This is a genomic window from Brevundimonas goettingensis, assembly GCF_017487405.1.
GTDB classification, from domain to species: Bacteria; Pseudomonadota; Alphaproteobacteria; order Caulobacterales; family Caulobacteraceae; genus Brevundimonas; species Brevundimonas goettingensis.
Genome location: NZ_CP062222.1, coordinates 218,881 through 237,419, shown reverse-complemented (window position 1 = coordinate 237,419; position 18,539 = coordinate 218,881). Strand labels below are relative to the sequence as shown.

19 protein-coding genes are annotated in these 18,539 nt (G+C 69.0%); 13 read left to right on the top strand and 6 right to left on the bottom strand.

Annotation, left to right across the window (positions count from 1 at the left end; genetic code table 11):
• Positions 1-295: 295 nt before the first annotated feature.
• The 5 genes from IFJ75_RS01175 (at position 296) to IFJ75_RS01155 (ending at position 5,134) form a co-directional block, all read left to right on the top strand.
• Positions 296-1,345, top strand: coding sequence for an ABC transporter substrate-binding protein (locus IFJ75_RS01175; RefSeq protein WP_207870758.1), 1,050 nt, complete (start codon positions 296-298; stop codon positions 1,343-1,345).
• Entirely contained in the window at positions 1,338-2,090 is a 753-nt protein-coding gene (locus IFJ75_RS01170; protein WP_207870757.1) for an ABC transporter ATP-binding protein, read from the top strand. Before IFJ75_RS01175 ends, IFJ75_RS01170 begins: the two co-directional genes overlap by 8 nt.
• The gene (locus IFJ75_RS01165; protein ID WP_207870756.1) at positions 2,087-2,854 is read left to right on the top strand and encodes an ABC transporter permease; all 768 of its coding nucleotides are present in this window, start codon (positions 2,087-2,089) and stop codon (positions 2,852-2,854) included. Before IFJ75_RS01170 ends, IFJ75_RS01165 begins: the two co-directional genes overlap by 4 nt.
• A gap of 64 nt (positions 2,855-2,918) precedes the next feature.
• Complete coding sequence (locus tag IFJ75_RS01160) at positions 2,919-4,010, top strand: hypothetical protein (protein ID WP_207870755.1); 1,092 nt, start codon at positions 2,919-2,921, stop codon at positions 4,008-4,010.
• Positions 4,007-5,134, top strand: coding sequence for a DUF2336 domain-containing protein (locus IFJ75_RS01155; RefSeq protein ID WP_207870754.1), 1,128 nt, complete (start codon positions 4,007-4,009; stop codon positions 5,132-5,134). The genes IFJ75_RS01160 and IFJ75_RS01155 overlap by 4 nt, the downstream gene beginning before the upstream one ends.
• Before the next feature lie 63 nt (positions 5,135-5,197).
• Here the strand turns inward: IFJ75_RS01155 and IFJ75_RS01150 are convergent, their stop codons facing one another.
• The 4 genes from IFJ75_RS01150 to IFJ75_RS01135 all read right to left on the bottom strand — a co-directional run bounded on the left by IFJ75_RS01150 (position 5,198) and on the right by IFJ75_RS01135 (position 8,907).
• Complete coding sequence (locus IFJ75_RS01150) at positions 5,198-5,626, bottom strand: MucR family transcriptional regulator (protein WP_207870753.1); 429 nt, start codon at positions 5,624-5,626, stop codon at positions 5,198-5,200.
• A 158-nt stretch (positions 5,627-5,784) separates the two neighbouring features.
• Positions 5,785-7,002, bottom strand: a complete 1,218-nt coding sequence (locus IFJ75_RS01145; protein WP_207870752.1) for a DUF2336 domain-containing protein — start codon at positions 7,000-7,002, stop codon at positions 5,785-5,787.
• Positions 7,003-7,064: 62 nt separating this feature from the next.
• Positions 7,065-8,039, bottom strand: a complete 975-nt coding sequence (gene cysK, locus IFJ75_RS01140; protein WP_207870751.1) for a cysteine synthase A — start codon at positions 8,037-8,039, stop codon at positions 7,065-7,067.
• A gap of 106 nt (positions 8,040-8,145) precedes the next feature.
• Positions 8,146-8,907, bottom strand: a complete 762-nt coding sequence (locus tag IFJ75_RS01135) for a LytTR family DNA-binding domain-containing protein (RefSeq protein WP_207870750.1) — start codon at positions 8,905-8,907, stop codon at positions 8,146-8,148.
• A 150-nt stretch (positions 8,908-9,057) separates the two neighbouring features.
• Between IFJ75_RS01135 and IFJ75_RS01130 the strand changes: the two genes are divergently transcribed.
• From IFJ75_RS01130 to IFJ75_RS01110, 5 genes are all read left to right on the top strand, one after another.
• Positions 9,058-10,032: an alpha/beta hydrolase family protein gene (locus tag IFJ75_RS01130; RefSeq protein WP_225896932.1), complete on the top strand. Its 975-nt coding sequence runs from the start codon at positions 9,058-9,060 to the stop codon at positions 10,030-10,032.
• 87 nt (positions 10,033-10,119) lie between these two features.
• Positions 10,120-11,460: a flagellar protein export ATPase FliI gene (fliI, locus tag IFJ75_RS01125; protein ID WP_207870749.1), complete on the top strand. Its 1,341-nt coding sequence runs from the start codon at positions 10,120-10,122 to the stop codon at positions 11,458-11,460.
• A 24-nt stretch (positions 11,461-11,484) separates the two neighbouring features.
• Positions 11,485-11,895, top strand: a complete 411-nt coding sequence (locus tag IFJ75_RS01120; RefSeq protein WP_207870748.1) for a flagellar export protein FliJ — start codon at positions 11,485-11,487, stop codon at positions 11,893-11,895.
• Positions 11,895-12,950: an endo-1,4-beta-xylanase gene (locus tag IFJ75_RS01115; RefSeq protein WP_207870747.1), complete on the top strand. Its 1,056-nt coding sequence runs from the start codon at positions 11,895-11,897 to the stop codon at positions 12,948-12,950. The genes IFJ75_RS01120 and IFJ75_RS01115 overlap by 1 nt, the downstream gene beginning before the upstream one ends.
• A gap of 34 nt (positions 12,951-12,984) precedes the next feature.
• On the top strand, positions 12,985-13,896 hold the full coding sequence (locus IFJ75_RS01110) for an oxygenase MpaB family protein (RefSeq protein ID WP_207870746.1): 912 nt from the start codon (positions 12,985-12,987) through the stop codon (positions 13,894-13,896).
• 91 nt (positions 13,897-13,987) lie between these two features.
• Here the strand turns inward: IFJ75_RS01110 and ctrA are convergent, their stop codons facing one another.
• On the bottom strand, positions 13,988-14,689 hold the full coding sequence (ctrA, locus tag IFJ75_RS01105; protein ID WP_207870745.1) for a response regulator transcription factor CtrA: 702 nt from the start codon (positions 14,687-14,689) through the stop codon (positions 13,988-13,990).
• 471 nt (positions 14,690-15,160) lie between these two features.
• Between ctrA and IFJ75_RS01100 the strand changes: the two genes are divergently transcribed.
• Together IFJ75_RS01100 and IFJ75_RS01095 are read left to right on the top strand one after the other, a co-directional pair.
• A complete protein-coding gene (locus tag IFJ75_RS01100; protein ID WP_225896931.1) occupies positions 15,161-15,478 on the top strand; it encodes a chromosomal replication initiator DnaA in 318 nt (105 codons plus the stop codon).
• Entirely contained in the window at positions 15,475-16,182 is a 708-nt protein-coding gene (locus tag IFJ75_RS01095) for a DUF6456 domain-containing protein (protein ID WP_207870743.1), read from the top strand. The genes IFJ75_RS01100 and IFJ75_RS01095 overlap by 4 nt, the downstream gene beginning before the upstream one ends.
• Before the next feature lie 4 nt (positions 16,183-16,186).
• Here IFJ75_RS01095 and IFJ75_RS01090 read toward each other — a convergent pair whose 3' ends face one another.
• Entirely contained in the window at positions 16,187-16,615 is a 429-nt protein-coding gene (locus tag IFJ75_RS01090; protein WP_207870742.1) for a SufE family protein, read from the bottom strand.
• 229 nt (positions 16,616-16,844) lie between these two features.
• Here IFJ75_RS01090 and IFJ75_RS01085 point away from each other — a divergent pair, with 229 nt between their 5' ends.
• The gene (locus tag IFJ75_RS01085) at positions 16,845-18,539 is read left to right on the top strand and encodes a sensor histidine kinase (protein WP_225896930.1); all 1,695 of its coding nucleotides are present in this window, start codon (positions 16,845-16,847) and stop codon (positions 18,537-18,539) included.

Genomic DNA, 18,539 nt, shown 5'->3' with positions numbered 1-18,539 from the left:
ACAGCGGACCATCTCCGGGGCTTGCCTCGCGGATGCTGAAGCCAGGGCCCTGAACCTCATTGGCCAAGTCCAACCCGGACTTGGCGAGGGGACGAGAGTGTCGGTTCGCCGGTGCGCTCGTCCCCTCGCTCAATTCTGGCTCTATCCTTGTGTCGCTATCGCTCGCGACGCGGTCGCTCGCTGCTTGAGCGACGAAAGCCACTCCCACTGTCGTGGTCGAGGAGCGACACACCGCCTCTGAACTCCCACCTTCGTTCGCCTTTCCTTCGCCGCCGCCGCGCACTAGCTTGCGCCCATGTCGCGGGACCAGAATCGCCCTCTCATCGCCAGCCGGCGTCTCGTCCTCGGGGGCGGGGCGATGGCGGCCGTGGCCACGACCATGACAGGCCTCGCCTCCTGCTTCCGCTCCGAAGCGCCGGTCGACGATCAGGGCCGGGTTCGCATCCGCTTCGCCACCGACTGGCGCGCCCAGGCCGAGCATGGCGGCTTCTACCAGGCCCTGGCGACCGGCCTCTACGAGAAGCGCAATCTCAACGTCCAGATCGTCCAAGGCGGTCCCGGCGTGAACGTGCCCCAGCTCTTGGCCTCGGGCGCGGTGGAGCTGGGCATGGGCTCCAACTCCTTCATTCCCTTCAACCTGGTCGCCGAGGATGCGCCGGTGAAAGCCGTCGCCGCCTTCTTCCAGAAGGACCCGCAGGTCCTGATCGCCCACCCCGATCCGGCGCTCAAGACCATCGCCGATCTGAAGGACCGCCCCTTCCTGCTGGCCGACGCCTCGATCAGCGCCTTCTGGGTCTGGCTGAAAGCGAAGTACGGCTTCACTGACGATCAGGTCCGCAAATACACCTTCAACCCTGCCCCCTTCCTCGCCGATGAGCAGGCGGTGCAGCAGGGCTATCTGACGTCCGAGCCCTATACGATTGAGACCGTCGGGGGCTTCAAGCCCAAGGTCTTCCTCCTGGCCGACGAGGGCTATCCCTCCTACGCCGCCATGGTCCTTTCCCCGAACGGTTTCGCGCGCGACAACGCTGCGGCCCTGCGCAGCTTCATCGCCGCTTCGGCCGAGGGCTGGCGCGACTATGTGAACGGCGACCCGAAACAGGCCAACGCCCTGATCAAGCGCGACAATCCGGACATGACCGACGCCGTTCTGGCCCAGGCCCGCGACGCCCTGAACGCCAACGCCATCGTCGAGGGCGGCGACGCGGCCCTCTATGGCCTCGGCGCCATGACCAATGAGCGCTGGCAGGCCTTCTTTGACACCACCTCGGGCGCCGGCGTCTATCCTCAGAATCTGAACTGGCGCAACGCCTTCACGGACAGCTACCTGCCCGGCCGTGGCTGACGGACTGGCCGCCAGCCTTTCAGGCGTCACGGTCGCCTGGCCGGACCGAGCCCCCATTGGCCCCGTCGACCTGACCGTCACTGCCGGCGAGATCGTCGCCCTCGTGGGCGCGTCCGGAGCCGGCAAGTCCACCATCCTCCGGCTGCTCGCCGATCTCGAACGGCCTCACGACGGCGCCGTCGTCCGCCAGATCATCCCCGGCGGGACCGGCTTCGTCTTCCAGAGCCCGACCCTGATGCCTTGGGCGGACGCGGTCGCCAATGTCGCCCTGCCCTTGGAACTGACCGGCGTCGCCCGCGCCCAGGCCTATGCCCGCGCCGCCGAAGCCCTTGCCGCCGTCGGTCTCGGCGACCGCCTGACGGCCCGGCCGTTCCAGCTGTCGGGCGGCATGGCCATGCGCGTCTCCCTCGCCCGCGCCCTGGTCACCCGCCCCGACCTCCTGCTGCTCGACGAGCCCTTCGCCGCCCTGGACTCGATCACCCGGCGCGGCCTGGTCGAAGACCTGCATCGCCTCTGGTCCAACACCCGCCCCGCCATCGTCTTCGTCACCCACGACGTCGAGGAGGCCGTGTATCTCGCCCAACGCGTCGTCGTTCTGGAAGCCGCCACCGGCCGCCCCGGCGCCGCCATCCCTACGCCCGGCCCCATCCCTCGCCCGCCGCACTGGCGCGCAGATCCGAGCTACCGCCAGACGGTCGAGGCCGTCGCCGAAGCCCTCGCCGCCGCCATGGTCCCGGCGGCATGAGACGCGCGACCGATCTCATCGCCCCGCTGCTTCTGATCGCCCTGCTGCTGGCGGTGTGGGAGGTTGCGTGCCGCCTCCTCGACGTCCCGTCCTACTTCCTGCCGCCGCCCAGCGCGGTGGCTCTTGCATTGGTCGAGCGCGCCCCCGTCCTCGCCGGCTCTGCGCTGCAGACCTTCTGGATGGCGCTTCAGGCCCTCGCCGTCGCCGTCGTCCTCGGCGGTGGTCTGGCCATCGCCGTGTCGCTGAACGACGCCGCCGAGCGCGCCGTCCGCCCCCTGGCCATCGCCGTTCAGGTGACCCCGATCGTCGCCATCGCCCCTCTGGTGGTCATCTGGGCCGGGCTCGACAATGCCGAGGCTGCGGTCGTCGCCCTCGCCGCCGCGGTCGCCTTTTTCCCGGTCTTTTCCGGTGTTCTGACGGGTTTGAAGTCCGCTGATCCGGATCTTGAGCGGATGTTCGACCTCTATGGCGCCGGCCGCATCCAGCGCCTTCTTCGGCTGCGCCTTCCCTCGGCCCTGCCCTTCGCCCTGGAGGGTCTGCGCGTCGCATCCGGACAGGCCATCATCGGCGCCGTGATCGCCGAATTCGTCTCCGGATCCGGGCGCGCCCAGGGCCTGGCCTGGCGCCTGCTCGAGGCCGGCAATCGCCTGCGCACCGCCGAGCTTCTGGCCGCCCTCGTCTGGCTCGCGGCGCTCGGTCTGCTGCTCAATCTCGTGGTCGCCGTCACCGCGCGGGAAATCCTGAAACGGCGTTCCGGCCGTTAGCCCCGGGTTAATGCGCCTTCGGATACCTTGATCGGACGTTCCGTGCGAACGCGGGGAGTCCGATTTGCGCAACCGTTCCAACGCCCTGCCTGTGCTCGAGCTGAAGACGCTCGCGCCGGTGCTCGCCGTCGGCGCATGCCTTTTCGCCGCCTCCCCCACGCTCGCCCAGCAAGCGCGCCCCGGCGAAGTCATGGGCCTGCGCTATCTCACCTGGGCCGGCAAGCCCGACGCCCCGACCCCAAACGCTACCGACGGCCTGCGCCGTTCGAACGCCGCCGGCCCGCCCACGCCGCTCGCGGCGAACGCCCCCCGCTATCCCGGCATCCAGAGCGCCTCGGCCCGCCCCTCGCGCTACGGCGTCGGCTCCGGTGCCGGCCTCACCCCCGCCTCGGCCTGGACTGGCTCCAGCCGCGCCCCCGCCCCCGCGCCCGTCCCGCTCGCCGCCCCGCAGGAGGCCCCTCGCGGACCGATCCCCGTCTATTCCGCGCCCCAGCAGGCTCAGGTCGACCCGGCCGAACAGGCCCGCGCCCAGGCCGCCTATCAGGCTGAGATTCAGGCCCAGTACCAAGCCTGGTACCAATCCGCGGCCCAGGCCCAGTACGAGGCCCAGGTCCGCGCCATGCCGCAGCCTCAGCAGCAGGCGGTGCACGTGCAGGCTCCCGCCGCCGATCAGGCCCAGACGGCCCCGCAATTCCAGCAGCGCGCCGACGCCGGTCCGGCCCCCGCGTCTGTCTCCGCACACGGCTATGACCCCATGGCCCCGCGCCGCGATGCGCCCATCTTCCGCATGCAGCAGCCCCAGGCCCCGGCCCAGAGCGAGGCCCAGCCTCAGCAGGCCGCGGCGGTCCCCGCCGCCTCCACCCAGGCCAACGCCCAGGGCGAGATTCAGTCGCCGGTCCTGACCCAGCCGGTCGCCGGCCGGACCACGGGCGGTCAGGCCTACGCCGGCGCCGAGCCGCCGCGTGAAGGCGTCCGCTACTATTCGGTCCAGCGCGCCGTGGGCCGCCAGCCGGACCCGATCGCCATCCCCGAGTCCGTCTACCTCGACAACGCTCCTATCGACCTCGCCGAGCCGCCCGCCGCACCCGTGCGCACCCGCACCGTCAACGGCCAGGCCCAGGTCGTCGTGCCCAATCAGGATCCCAATCTGCCATGAGCGACGTCATCGCCCCCTCTTCCGCGGCCGATGAAATCGCCCTGACCGGCTCGCGGCTTCCCGCGCTCATCGCCCTGGCCCAGGAACCGTCGAGCGACAGCCGGCGCGCGCTATTGCGCGAACTGACCGACCATTTCTTCGGCTCGACCCTGCGCACAGCCAAGGAAGACGAACTCTACGGGTCGGTCCTGTCCGACCTGTCGGCCGACATGGAGACCGCGGTCCGCAAGGAGCTGTCGGAACGTTTCTCGGTCCGCGCCGATGCGCCGCGCGGCCTCATCCGCCGCCTGTCCAATGACGAGGCCGACGTCGCTGACGCCGTGCTGCGCGCCTCGACCGTCCTGACCGAGGCCGACCTGCTGGGCGTGGTCCGCGTCCACGGCCAGGAACATCTGCGCGCTGTCTCCAGCCGCCCGGAAGTGCCCGAGGCCGTCTCCGAGGTCATCGTCGAGCGCGGCGATGACGAGACCCTCGGCACCCTGCTGCGCAACGACGGCGCCCGCCTGTCGCGCACCGCGTCCGAAACCGCGGTCGAACGCGCCAAGATCAATCCGGCCCTGCACGCCGCGACCGTCGAACGCAGCGCCCTGCCCGCCGACCTGCTCAACGAGATGTATTTCGTCGTCGAGGCCCGACTGCGCCAGCATATCCTCGAAACCAACGCCTCCATGGATCCGGTCCTGCTGGAGGCGGCCCTCGCCGCCGGCCGCGCCCGCGTGGCGACCGAGGACGGCGTCTTCCCGGCCGACTATGCCGAGAGCCTTGCCTATGTTCAGGAACTGGCCGCCGCCAACCAGCTGTCGCCCCAGATGCTGGCCCGCTTCCTGCGCTCCGGCTCGCGCACGCCTTTCCTGATCTCCCTGGCCCAGCTCGCCGACGTCGACTTCCATACCGCACGCCAGATCATCGAGCGCCGGGAACTGGACGCCCTGGCCGTCATCTGCCGCGCCGCCGATCTGGACCGCGCCCTGTTCCTTACCTTCGCCGTGGTCATTCTCAACGACGACGGCGAAGCCATGGCCAAGGCCCACGGCTATGCCCGCCTCTATGCGGACCTGACCCGCGAACAGGCCAGCCGCACCCTGCGCTTCTGGCGCATGCGCCGCGGCGTCCAGGCGGCCTGATCCAGAAACGAAAACGCCCGCCTCCTTTCGGAAGCGGGCGCTTCGATCAGAAACTCTGACGGACTACTTCTTGCCGCGTGTCGCGCGGGCCGGCTTACGGCCGCCCTGGCCCAGACCCATCTGCTTGGCCAGGTCCGAACGCGCCTTGGCGTAGTTGGGCGCAACCATCGGATAGTCCTTGGGCAGATTCCACTTGGACCGGTATTCTTCCGGGCTCATGTCGTACTTGGTGCGCAGATGACGCTTCAGCGACTTGAACTTGCGGCCGTCTTCCAGACAGATCAGGAAGTCCGGGCTGATGGACTTGCGAACCGGAACCGCAGGTTCCTTGGGCTCGGGCTCGACCTCGACCACGCCGGTCGAGACGGTCGAAAGCGCGGCATGGATGTTGGCGATCAGCGCGGGCAGGTCATTGGCCGCCACACTGTTGTTGCCGACATAGGCCGACACGATGTCAGCGGTCATTTCCAGAAGTTCGGTCTTGTCGTCCATTGGCGTTTCCACTTGCTAATCCCCACTGACGACTGACGTCGCCACACAAATTGCGATTCCGCCAATACTGACGTTCGCCGGCGAAAGCAATGGATGCCGCATCTATGGGGAGGGCGCGGGGTTTTCCAGTGTTGCGGCCCAGAAACGGCCAGTTCACACTATCGGCCGAAGTTCTCCGCCAACGCCATCATCGCGGCGCGCTCGGGCGCTGAATATTCATCGAGGGTTTCATTCTCCCCCTCGCGGATCGCTTTCAGCAGTGCGGGCGTCAGGGCCGAGGACAGCGACCAGTTCCAGTAACGCAAAACCGTCTGTGCCCGGTCGACAGCCAGCATCTCGAAGGTAATGCAGACGCGTTCCCACGCCGGATCGATCGCGCCTTCGACCGTCGTCTCCGGCCGCCGCATCGAGCGCCACAGGTTGAGCAGGTCGATCCGGGACAGGCCCGTCGCCTTGCACAAAATGGCCAGAGGCTCGCCGCCGACGTCACCCAGGATCTTGGCGCCGGTCAGGGGTTTGATCCCGGCCAGATAGGCGATTTCGGAGGCGACCTCACGGGTCAGCCCGTTCTGCCCGGCGACGGCGACCGCCTGCTCCAGGCTGTCATAGGGCGACTTGGCGATGGCGGCGCGGTTGCGCTGGCGGCGCTCGATGAACTGCAGGGCCTTGCGCGACACCGGGTCCGCCCAGCCCTCCTCTGCGGCCATGGCGAAGACGTCCTCGACCACCTCCTGCATGACCTCGCGCGACACGGCGAAGCGCTGGAGGATGGTCTTGCGATCCTCCGCTCCGCACCACCAGAACATCACATAGGCCCCAGACGGCCGCAGCTCCGGGCGGCGCAGCAGGTGGGCGCACAGGCCGGGGTTCTGGCGGCTCAGGCTGACGATGCTCTCCACCGCGCTCTGCGACAGCCGCGCGGTGGTGTTGCGCAGCAGGCCCTCGATCACCGCCGCCTCCTCGAACCCGACCAGGGTTTCGGCGATCACTTCGGAGATGCCACGACGGCTGGCGATCAGGAAGCGGTGCTCCGGCCCGGCGTCGCGGGCGCAGGCCACCAGATCCGCGTCGGTCAGCGAGGCGCACTGTTCGATCAGCAGGCCGGCGATGGCCGGGTCGTCGCGCAGCAGCATCCGCGCCAGGCTGTTGGGCAGTTCCGACAGTGGCGCCAGCCGTTCGGCGACGCGCCTACGCTCGCGCGGCTCGGCCAGCCTCAGCATGTCGACCAGCAGGTCGCCGGTCACCGCGCGCTCGAAGGCATTGATCCGGCTGGCGGGCAAAGACACGACGTCGGCCAGCCGCTTGAGCAGGGCGTGACGCGCCCTGACCGCCGGCTGCGGCGCTTCGCCCTCAGGAATGACCGCAGGATCGGACATGGTCGGAGGACTCTAGGCCGCGCCGGTTAACCGCTGGTGACGCCCCGATCAGGAGCGCCGGATCAGAGACCTTCGAACAGGGCCGTCGACAGATAGCGTTCGGCGAAGCTGGGGATGATCGCCACGATGGTCTTGCCCGCGTTCTCTTCCTTCGCAGCGAGGCGGAAGGCTGCGGTCAGGGCGGCGCCGGAGCTGATGCCGACCGGCACCCCTTCGAGACGGGCGACCTTGCGGGCCATGTCGAAGCTGTCCTCGTTGGAGACCTGTTCGACGTCGTCGATCACCGAGCGGTCGACGATGGCGGGAATGAAGCCGGCGCCGATGCCCTGGATCTTGTGCGGCCCCGGCTCGCCGCCCGACAGGACCGGAGAGGCGGTGGGTTCGACGGCGACGAGCTTCACCGACGGCTTCTTGGCCTTCAGGGCCTGGCCGACGCCGGTGATGGTGCCGCCCGTGCCGACACCGGCGATGACGATATCGACGGCGCCTGCGGTGTCGTTCCAGATTTCCTCGGCGGTCGTCACACGGTGGATGGCGGGGTTGGCCTGGTTTTCGAACTGCGACGGGCTGACCGAATTCGGGGTCGAGGCCAGCAGTTCCTGCGACCGGGCGATCGCGCCCTTCATCCCCTTCTCGGCGGGGGTCAGCTCCAGCTGGGCGCCCAGCAGGGCCAGCATCTTGCGGCGCTCGATCGACATGCTCTCCGGCATGACCAGGATCAGCTTGTAACCCTTGGCGGCGGCGACGAAGGCCAGGGCGATGCCGGTATTGCCGCTGGTCGGTTCGATCAGGACGGTGTCGGCGTTGATCTGGCCGGCCGCTTCCAGGGCCTCGACCATGGAGACGCCGATGCGGTCCTTGACCGAGGCGATCGGATTGAAGAACTCCAGCTTGGCCAGGACCGTCGCCTTGGCGCCGTACTCCGCCGACAGGCGCGGCAGACGCACCAGGGGGGTGTCGCCGATGGTGTCGATGATCGAGTCGTAGATCTTGCCCCGGCCTTTGGTGGCGTGGCGGCTGGCGTCATATGCGGGCATTGGGCGTCTCCGTCGTGCAAGGTCGTCTTCAGATAGGCCGCATACGCCGATCGCAAAGCGCAGCTAAGCGATTTCTGATCGCCGCCATGCGAGATTTCGTGTGGCGTCAGTCGCGATCAGGCAACCAGCCCGCCGCCTTCAGCCGCGCCACATGGGCGCGCGACACCGGCGCCTCCAGACCCGCCTTCAGCTTCAGGCGCAGGTTGCGGCCGTCCTCGACCACCCCCTCGACCGCCCGGCGCGCCACCCACCAGGAGCGGTGCACCTGCATGCCCTCCAGATCGCCGACCTCGGCCATGGCCTTGCCGAGCGGCATCAACACCAGGGTCGAACCCTCGGCGGTATGCAGCCGCACATAGTGGTCCTCCATCTGCAAACAGATCACGTCGCGGCCCAGCCGGCCCGGCAGGCGTCGCAGGATGACCGGCTCGCCCTTGTCTTCAAGCGCAGCCGGGGCCGCCATCCGCATGCGCAACACCGCATAGAGGCCGACATAGATCAGACCGATCAGGACCGACTGACCGTACCACTCGACCCAACCCACGGCGTGACGGATGCCGGGCCAGAAACCCATGGCGATCAGTCGGCTGACGACCGTCAGCGGCAGACTGCCCACGCCGACCAGCACCGGCAGCCAGAGCCACAACGGAAGCCGTACCCGACGGGCGTGTGGCCAGAGCCACCGGATGGCGGCGCCGAAGACCGCCCCGCTCATCACGAAGACCAGGGTCCAGTAGAGGATCCGTACCGGCAGGACGTCGTTGAAGAAACTCCCGAACGGCCCGACCACCCCCAGCACCACGCCGGTCGCCGCACAGGCGGCCAGATCCACGGCCCAGGCCCGCGGCGTATTCAATCCCTCAGGCATCGGTCGCGTCATCCCGCCTCTTATAGCCGCGCTCTGTGCCGGCGAAACCATTCGCCGAACCGCGCACCCGTTCGCCCATTGGCGAAACGCCGCTGGCGGCCCGCCAAAGGACGCCGGAACAGGGGGCGACCCCCAACCCCGGAACCGACCATGCCGCAACCCGTTCCCTCGCCCCGCACGCGCCTCGCCTGCCTCGCCGGCTTCCTCCTGTTCGCCGTCATCCTTCTGGCCGTGATCGCGGGCCTGCCCCTGTCGGCCCACGCCCAGGCCGAGCGACTTGCCCCCGACCAGGCCTTCGCCTTTCCCGGTGGTCCCGACGGCCCCATCGAGGCGGGAGTCTGGCTGCCCGCCCCGCCCGCCGACGGCGCGCCCTCGCCTCTGATCGTCATCTCCCACGGCAACGGCGGCTGGTATCGTGGTCATCCCGACACGGCCCGCGCCCTCGCCGACGCCGGTTTCGTCGTCGCCGCCCTCACCCATCCGGGCGATAATTTCCGCGACCAGAGCCGCTCGACCCAGCTGACCATGCGCGCGCCCCAGCTCAGCCGGCTGATCGACTATATGACCCGCGACTGGTCGGGGCCGGTCGCTATCGATCCGACCCGCATCGGAGCCTTCGGCTTCTCGGCGGGCGGTTTCACCGTGACTTCGGCCATCGGCGGAGTGTCCGACGCCCTCGCCATCCGGGATCACTGCACCGCCCATCCGGACTTCTTCGCCTGCCGCCTGCTGGCCATGCAGGGGATCGATGCCTCGACCTGGCGGCCCGAGGCGCGCGACGACCGGATCAGGGCCGCCGTCATCGCCGCCCCGGCGCTCGGCTTCTCCTTTACCGACGCCAGCCTCGCGTCGGTCCATATCCCGGTTCAGCTATGGCAGGCCGCCGGCGATGAAATCCTGCCCGCCCCGTTCAACGTCGAACCGATCCGGGACCGTCTGGGCGCCCGGCCCGAATACCATCGCGTGGAAGACGCCATGCACTACGACTTCCTGACGCCCTGCAGCGCGGGCATGGCGGCCGAACTGCCCGACCTGTGCCGCTCCGCCCCCGGCTTCGACCGCGCCGCCTTCCACCACGACCTGAACGCCCAGGTGGTCCGCTTCTTCGAGGAGACCCTGAAATAGGTTATAGCCCCCAGCGGATCGGCCCCGACTTCACCCCTCGTTAACCATGATCCCGCAAATGGTTAACGCCAGTCTCCGGGTGTGAATTTGCGCAATCTCGTCGCCGCCGTCGAAGCCATCGACCCGCTGGTCGTGACCGGAAAGGTCGCCGGTGTTAGCGGCCTGCTGATCGAGGCGCGGGGCGGTCTGTCGCGTCTGGCCGTCGGGGCCCGGGCCGAGATCGTGCGACGCGGCGCCACCGCCCTGCCCGCCGAGGTCGTGGGCTTCCGTGACTCCAAGGCGCTTCTTATGCCCTTCGGTCCGGTCGAGGGCGTGGCCCCCGGCGCTGACATCCGCATCATCGGTGAACAGGCCTCGGTCAGGCCGACCACGGCCTGGCTCGGCCGCATCATCGACGCCTTCGGAAACCCCATCGACGGCAAGGGTCTCCTGCCTCAAGGGCCCGCCCCCTATCCCCTGCGCGCCTCGCCGCCGCCGGCCCATTCGCGCGGCCGGGTGGGCGAGCGTTTGGATCTTGGCGTCCGCTCCATGGACGTCTTCACCACCACCTGCCGGGGCCAGCGTCTGGGCATCTTCGCCGGTTCGGGCGTCGGCAAGTCGGTGCTCCTGTCCATGCTGGCCAAACAGGCCACCTGCGACGTGGTCGTCGTCGGTCTGATCGGCGAACGGGGCCGGGAAGTCCGCGAATTCATTGAAGAAACCTTGGGCGAAGAAGGCCTGCGCCGCGCCGTCGTCGTGGTCGCCACCTCCGACGAGCCGGCCCTGAAGCGGCGCCAGTCGGCCTATATGACCCTGGCCATCGCCGAATATTTCCGGGATCAGGATCTGGAGGTCCTGTGCCTGATGGACTCGGTCACCCGCTTCGCCATGGCCCAGCGCGAGATCGGTCTGGCCGCCGGCGAGCCCCCGACCACCAAGGGCTATACGCCGACCGTCTTCACCGAACTGCCCAAGCTGCTCGAGCGCGCCGGCCCCGGGCCGATCCGTCCCGACGGCACGACGGCGGGGCCGATCACCGCCCTGTTCACCGTCCTCGTCGACGGCGGCGACCATGACGAACCCATCGCCGACGCCGTTCGCGGTATTCTGGACGGCCACATCGTCATGGACCGCAAGATCGCCGAGCGCGGCCGCTTCCCGGCCATCGACGTGCTGAAATCCGTCAGCCGGACCCTGCCCGGCTGCCAGACCCCGCCCGAGCGCGAGTTGAACCGCCGCGCCCGCCAGTGTCTGTCGGCCTATTCCTCGATGGAGGAGCTGATCAAGATCGGCGCCTACCGCGCAGGGGCCGATCCCATCACGGACAGGGCAATCGCCCTGAACCCCGCGCTCGAGGCTTTTCTGGGCCAGGACAAGGACGACGCCACGCGTCTTACCGATTCCTTTACCCGCCTGGAGGCAATCCTGAACCAGGGGATGGTGCAGTAACCTGCGCCTATCGGAGAACCTCTTATGACCGCCTGGGCCCATTCGCTGATCCGTATCTCGAACTACGAGGTCGAGACCCTGCAGAAGCGTCTCGCCGAGATTACGGCGCGCAAGGCTTCCGCCGAGATGCGTCTGGCCGTGCTGGACGCCGAGGTCGAGGTAGAGCGCGAACGCGCCCGTGCGGACGCCAACGCCAATATGCTGCTCGGCGCCTATCTGAACGGCTGGAAGGCCCGCAAAGGTTTGGCCGAGGCCGATCTCACCACTCTCGAGGGCGAGGAAGCCGGCGCCCGCGACGCCCTGACCGACGCGTTCGGCGAGCTCAAGAAGTTCGAACACGTCGCCGAAATGACCCGACTGAACGCCATCATCGCCGCCGGCAAGCGCGAGACCGCCGCCTTCGACGAAATGGGCCTGCGCCGCCGCGTGAGCTGATGCTGGACCGGCGCGCCCTCCTCGCGCTGCCGCTCGCCCTCGTCGCCTGCAAACGCGCGGCCTCGGCGGAACCGTCCGTTCCCCCCGCGCGCCCTCTGAAGTCGCTGGCCCCCTTCCCCATGGGCGTCTGCGCCAAGAGCCCCCAGTTCGACGACCCGGCCTGGGTCCAGTTGGTCACCACCCACTTCTCCCAGCTCACGCCCGAGTGGGAGATGAAGATGGAATACATTCTCGCCGACAGCCCGGATCGCTTCCGCTTCGACGGGCCGGACACCATCGCCGCCTTCGCGCGCCACTACGGCCTGCGCCTGCACGGCCATACGCTGATCTGGTACGCGCAAGGCGAACAGGCCTTCGCCGGCCTCGACCGCGCCCGCTTCATCGCCGCCTTCGACCGCTACATCGCCATCGTCGCCGGACGCTATCGCGGCCAGGTGGTCAGCTGGGACGTCGTCAATGAGCCGGTGACCGACGAGGGCTCTGAACTGCGCGACTGCCACTGGAGCCGGATGCTGGGTCTGGACGGATACATGATCCGCGCCTTTCACAAGGCGCGCGCCGCCGATCCGAACGCCGTCCTCTTCCTAAACGACTACAATCTGGAAAACACGCCCCGGAAGGGCGCGACCTTCCTCAAGCTGGCCGAGCGGCTGATGAAGGCGGGCGCGCCCATCGGCGGCATCGGCAGCCAGTCCCACCTCGATATCCGCATTCCTCCCGGCCAGATCCGCACCTTCTTCCGCGACGCCGCCTCGCTCGGCCTGCCGATCCATGTCTCCGAACTGGACGCCTCGCTCCGCAGCGGCGAACGCGTCGACCTGCGCAGTCGCAGCCAGCGCATCGAACAACAGACCGCCCGCGTCGGCGAACTGGCCGAAGCCTTCATGGCCGTGCCCGAACGCCAGCGCTTCGCCTTCTCCGTCTGGGGCGCCCGCGACACCGACAGCTTCCTGCGTCAGGGCGAGCGCGACGACGGCCAGAACCAGCCCGTGCTGTTCGACGCCGCCGGCAAGCCCGCCCCGTTGTATGCGGCGGTAACCGGGGCCTTCGCCTGACGGAACCGGGCTCAGCCCCGCGCCTTCCCCTTCCATGACCGCCATCACCCTGCCCGAAGCGCTGCAGCGCCGCGTCGAGGCCGCTGCCGGGGGCTTTCTGCGCGCGGACGGCCTGCCCGTGATCGACTTCTCGGAGCCGAAGGGCGAGCCGGCGCTAATCGGGGCGGACTCGGTGTCCTGGCGGATCTTCAAGAACCCCATCGCCCTGTTCATCGGCGGGGTGGCGGCGGTGATCCTCGAACTGGCCGAGCCGCGCGTGCGGGCGGGTGTCTGGGATCACACCTCCTTCCGCACCGATCCGGCCCCGCGTCTGAAACGGACCGGGCTGGCGGCCATGGTCACCGTATATGCGGCCCAGTCACAGGCCGAGGCCATGATCGCGGGCGTCAATCGCCGCCACGCCCGGGTCACCGGCACGGCCGACGACGGTCGGACCTATGCCGCCGACGATCTGGAACTGCTCGATTGGGTCCAGGCCACGGCCAGCTATGGCTTCATCGAGGCCTTCCACCGCTTCGCCCGGCCCCTGTCGCACGAGGAGCGCGACCGGGCCTGGGCCGAGGCCGGTCCCGCTGCCCGCCTCTACGGCGCGACCGGCGCCCCGTCCTCGCGGGCCGAATGGCAGGCCCAGCTGGACGCCATGACGCCGAAACTGACCGCCTCCCCCATCGTGTTCGAATTCCTGGAGATCATGCGCGCCGCGCCCCTGCTGCCCGGCCTCGCCCGCCCGCTGCAGTCGCTGCTGATCCGCGCCGCCGTCGACCTGACCCCGCCCGAGGTCGCGCGCATCGTCGGGCTGACGCCGCGGCACGGCCTGGCGTCCTGGCAGACCCCCATCGTCCGTGCCGCCGCCCGCGCCGCCGACCGCCTGCCGCTCAGGGAGGCCCCACCCGCCCGGGCCTGCCTCCGCCTCGGCCTGCCCGCGGACTGGCTCTACCGACGCTGAAATTGAAAACGCCCGCCGGAGCGATCCGACGGGCGTTCATTTTTAAGGCCGTTTCTTCCCTGACGCCTACTGGTTTCGGGTCGAAGGCTGCTTAGGCCGCGACGCTGTTGGCGGCTTCCGACGGGTCGCGCAGGACATAGCCGCGGCCCCAGACGGTTTCGATATAGTGCTTGCCGCCCGCGGCCGTGGCCAGCTTCTTGCGCAGCTTGCAGATGAAGACGTCGATGATCTTCAGCTCGGGCTCGTCCATGCCGCCGTACAGGTGGTTCAGGAACATTTCCTTGGTCAGGGTGGTGCCCTTGCGGAGCGAGAGCAGCTCCAGCATCTGGTATTCCTTGCCCGTCAGGTGGACGCGGTGACCGTTCACCTCGACCGTCTTGCCGTCCAGGTTCACGGCGATCTCGCCGGTGTGGATGATGGCCTGGGCGTGACCCTTGGAGCGACGGACCACGGCGTGGGTGCGCGCGATCAGCTCGTCCTTGTGGAAGGGCTTGGTCATGTAGTCGTCGGCGCCGCCGCCGAACGTCTTGACCTTGGTTTCGATCTCGGTCGAACCCGACAGGATCATGACCGGAGTGTTGACCTTGCCGACGCGCAGCTGGCGCAGGACTTCCAGGCCGCTCATGTCCGGGAGGTTCAGGTCGAGCAGGATGAGGTCGTAGTCATAGATCTTGCCCAGATCGATGCCTTCCTCGCCGAGGTCGGTCGTGTAGACGTTGAAGCCTTCGGACTTCAGCATCAGTTCGATGCTCTGGGCCGTCGCGTGATCGTCTTCAATCAGCAGAACGCGCATTCACTGCCCCTCCAGGCAAACCTTGACCATATGACCCGACTGTCCCGTCTTGGACACGCCCGGGTAACCTTGTTCGTGAGTTAACCGGTCAAAACCTTAAGAACAGTTAATGGCCGCTCATTGAGTCGAATCGTAGGCTGATTTGCGAATCCGCGTCGACCTTCGTGAGTCAACGATTCCATTTTTCTTCGCCTGCAGCCTCGGCCCCTGGACGGTCGCCGCGCCGGGGCCCTGTAACCCCGGGCCGATTTCCCCGACCCGCATATTCGTCCACCGCCAGTTCCGGTCCCGGACTGGGGTTATGACCGAAATTGACGCCGTATAGGATATAATTCCTATCATGGTTCGAAAGCGGACCCACCATGGCCGTTGTCGATCATGGAGTTCGGAACAGTGTTGCAGGCAGGAATGGAAGAAACGGGTTGGCGGGCGCCGGTCACGGAGGGCGACAGGACGCGATCGGGGCTGGCGATGCAGATGATCGCCCTGACCTTCGATGTGCCCATCGCGGCGATGCGGGGCGATCGGCTGGGGCTGAAGGGATGCCGCGGGCGCTGGCTGGCCATCTATCTGGCCCATGTCGGCTATGGCTGGACGCTGGAGCGCGTCAGCCTGGCCTTCGGAGTCACTCGCGCGACGGCCAGCACCGGCTGCCGCTGGTCCGAGGACGCTCGCGACAATCCCGCCATCGACGCCGCCCTGGACCGGATGGAACAGACCCTGCGCCATATCTGCGACACGCCTCGACTGGAACTCGCGCTCGGCAGCGCGGCGGGAGGCGCGGCATGAGCGTCGCGGCCGACAGGGCGCGCCGGATGCTGGCCCGGCCCGGCGCCTGGATCGACCAGCAGGCGGACCGCTATCCGGTGCGGGTCGGCGGCGACCGGCGCTCGCGGATCAGCCTGACCCTCGACGAGGCCGACTTCCGCGCCCTGGTCGCCGATCCGGGCCTGTGCGCCCGACCTGGAGGCGGCTGGACCGCCCGGCCCGAACCCCGTGACGCCGGCCCCGCCCCGGGCCGTCCCGGCCTGGTGATCGGTGAAACCATGGTCATGGAGGACGACGGCCGACTGACCACTCGCGCCGCCAATCTGGGCGAGAACCCTATCGCCTGGCTGGCCCGGCGACGCGATCCGTCCGGCCGGCCCTGGCTGACCCCGGCCGAGGTCGCGGCCGGCGAGCGGTTGAGACGGGACGGCGAACTGGCGGCCTCGGGCCCGTCCCTGACCATGCGCTGGGACGCCCTGCCCCGCTCGGGCGGCGGATCGGCCGCGCGGGTCGAACCCGGCGACCAGGCCATCTCGGCCGCCGCCCGCGTCGAGGCGGCGCTGCAGGCCGTCAGCCCCCGCGTCCGCGCCTTCGTCATCCATGTCTGTCTGCGCAGCTCCAGCCTGCAGCTGGCCGAGCGCGAACTCGGCCTGCGCCGCCGCCAGGGCAAGACCATGCTCAAACAGGGGCTGGAGGCGCTGGCCGAACACTACGGCATCGGTTGAAGGTTCAGGCCCCGGCGAGCGCTTCCTGACGAATCCGACCGACCATGGAGTTCAGCCCATTGGCCCGCTGACGGGTCAGGGCCTGGGGCAGGCCCAGCCGGTCCAGCGCCGCCTTGGCGTCGAAGTCCAGGATCTCGGCCGGGGTCCGACCGGAATAGAGGGCCAGCAGCAGGGCCACATTGCCCTTGGAGATGGCGCTGTCGGAATCGGCGTGGAACACAAGACGCCCGCCGCGCCGCTCCGTAGCCAGCCAGACCTGGGCGGCGCAGCCCGGCACCTTGTTGGCCTCGATCCGGTCAGCCTCGGCCAGGGGCTCCAGACCCTTGCCCAGATCGATGACGTATTCGATCCTCTGCTCCCAGTCGTCAAACAGGTCGAAATCCTCGACCATGGCGGCGAAGGTGTCGGCGATACTGGCGGCGGGCTCGGTCATGGGGCGCCAGATAGAGGCCCGCCCCCATGAGGACAACCGCCCGTGAACACCGGGCGCCGTCTGGGGACAAGTCGGGAAGGTAACCCTAACAGGCGTGACCGTCCCCAGTTGAGACTCCTTCTCCCCTTGCGAGGAGTCGCCTCAGAGGTGCGGCCTCTCGCACCGACTCGCCGCCACCGCTAGGTTTCACGGTCGGACGGCCCGCGTCCGAAGCCCATCTGGAACCGATTTGAACCTCGCCCCCGCCCTCGCAACCCCCGGACGCGCCGAAGACGTGCGCGCCGTGGTCGTGTGGCATCTGGTCTGGACCGCGGCGACCCTCCTGCTGATCGCCACGGCCCACTGGCTGTCGCCCGAGCTGCAGGGCACGGTCCTAGCCGGGCTGATCGGCATGGTCCTGCCGGGTCTGGCGGGACTATGGCTGGCCCGCAGCGACAGCCTCGGCGACCGCGCCCTGGTGCTCGGCGTCTGGAGCCTGGCCTCGGTGGCGGCCTCGGCCCTGTCCGGCGGCCTGACCGGATCCCTGTCCGCCTTCGTCTTCGCCCCCCTGGTCGCGGGCCTGCTGCTCGGCGGCCGGGTGCTGTCCCTGACCGGAGCCTTCGCCGTGGTCCTGTCGGCCCTCGTCGGACTGATCTCGGTGCTGCTGGGCGGCGCGCCCGGCGACAGCCCGGCCCTGGCCGCCACCGCCGCCGTGATCACCGGCCTGGGCGCCGTCGCCGCCATCCACATCGCCACCCGCCCCCGGACCGACGTTCTGGGACAGGTTCAGGAGAATCTCGGCCGGGTCGAGAGTGTCCTGGCCGGCCAGCCCGGCCTGACCCTGGTGATGGATTCCGACGGCCGGGTGCTGGGCGCCTATGGCACGCCGCCGCCCGCGCTGGACGTCGACGCCCTGTTCACGCAAGGGCTGATCGCCCAGGTCCACGCCCCCGACAGGACGATGGTGTCCGCCGCCCTCGAACGCGCCCGCGTCGGGCTGGAGGCCCAGGTGATCTTCGCGCCCCGCATCGCCCTGGACCGGCGGGTCACCGTCGTGCTGCGCCGCCTCGACGGCGCCGACGACAGCATCCGCCTGATCGCCCAGGCCTTCGACGGCACGCCCCAGTTCGCGCGCGAGTCCGGCCTCGAAAGCGCCCGCGCCGAGGCCGAGGCCCAGAACGCCGGCAAGACCCGCTTCCTGGCCAATATGAGCCATGAGCTGCGCACCCCGCTGAACGCCGTGCTCGGCTTCTCGGACATCATGCGCCAGCGGCTGTTCGGCCCCCTGCCCGACCGCTACGCCGACTATGCCGACAGCATCCATGAGGCCGGCGGCCACCTGCTGGATCTGATCAATGACGTGCTGGACGTCTCCAAGATCGAGGCCGAGCGCTATGAGCTGTCGATCGAGCGGTTCGATGCGCGCGAGGCGGTCTCGGCGGCCCTCGCCCTGGTCCGGCTGTCGGCGACCGACAAGGGCGTCGATCTGAATGGGGTCCTGCCGCCCGAGCCCCTGATGGTCGACGCCGACCAGAGGGCGCTCAAGCAGATGACGCTGAACCTGCTGTCGAACGCCATAAAGTTCACCCCGGCGCGCGGCTCGGTCACCCTGACCGTCGACGCCATCGGCCCCTATATGGAGCTGGTCGTCGCCGACACCGGCGTCGGCGTCGCGCCCGAGGATCTGCGCCGTCTGGGCCGTCCTTTCGAACAGGCCGGCGGGGCCGAGCAGAGGGCCCAGGGCACCGGCCTCGGCCTGTCCCTCGTCCGCGCCCTGTCGGAGCTGCACGGCGGCCGGATGAGCATCGAAAGCACCCTCGGCGAGGGCACGGCGGTGACGGTGCGAATGCCGGTCGTCAGCCTGACCCGCGCCGCGCCGCCCGAAGGCGGAGCCGAGATCATTCCCCTGCACCCCGACCTGAACTCGGCCAACGACGCGGGCTGA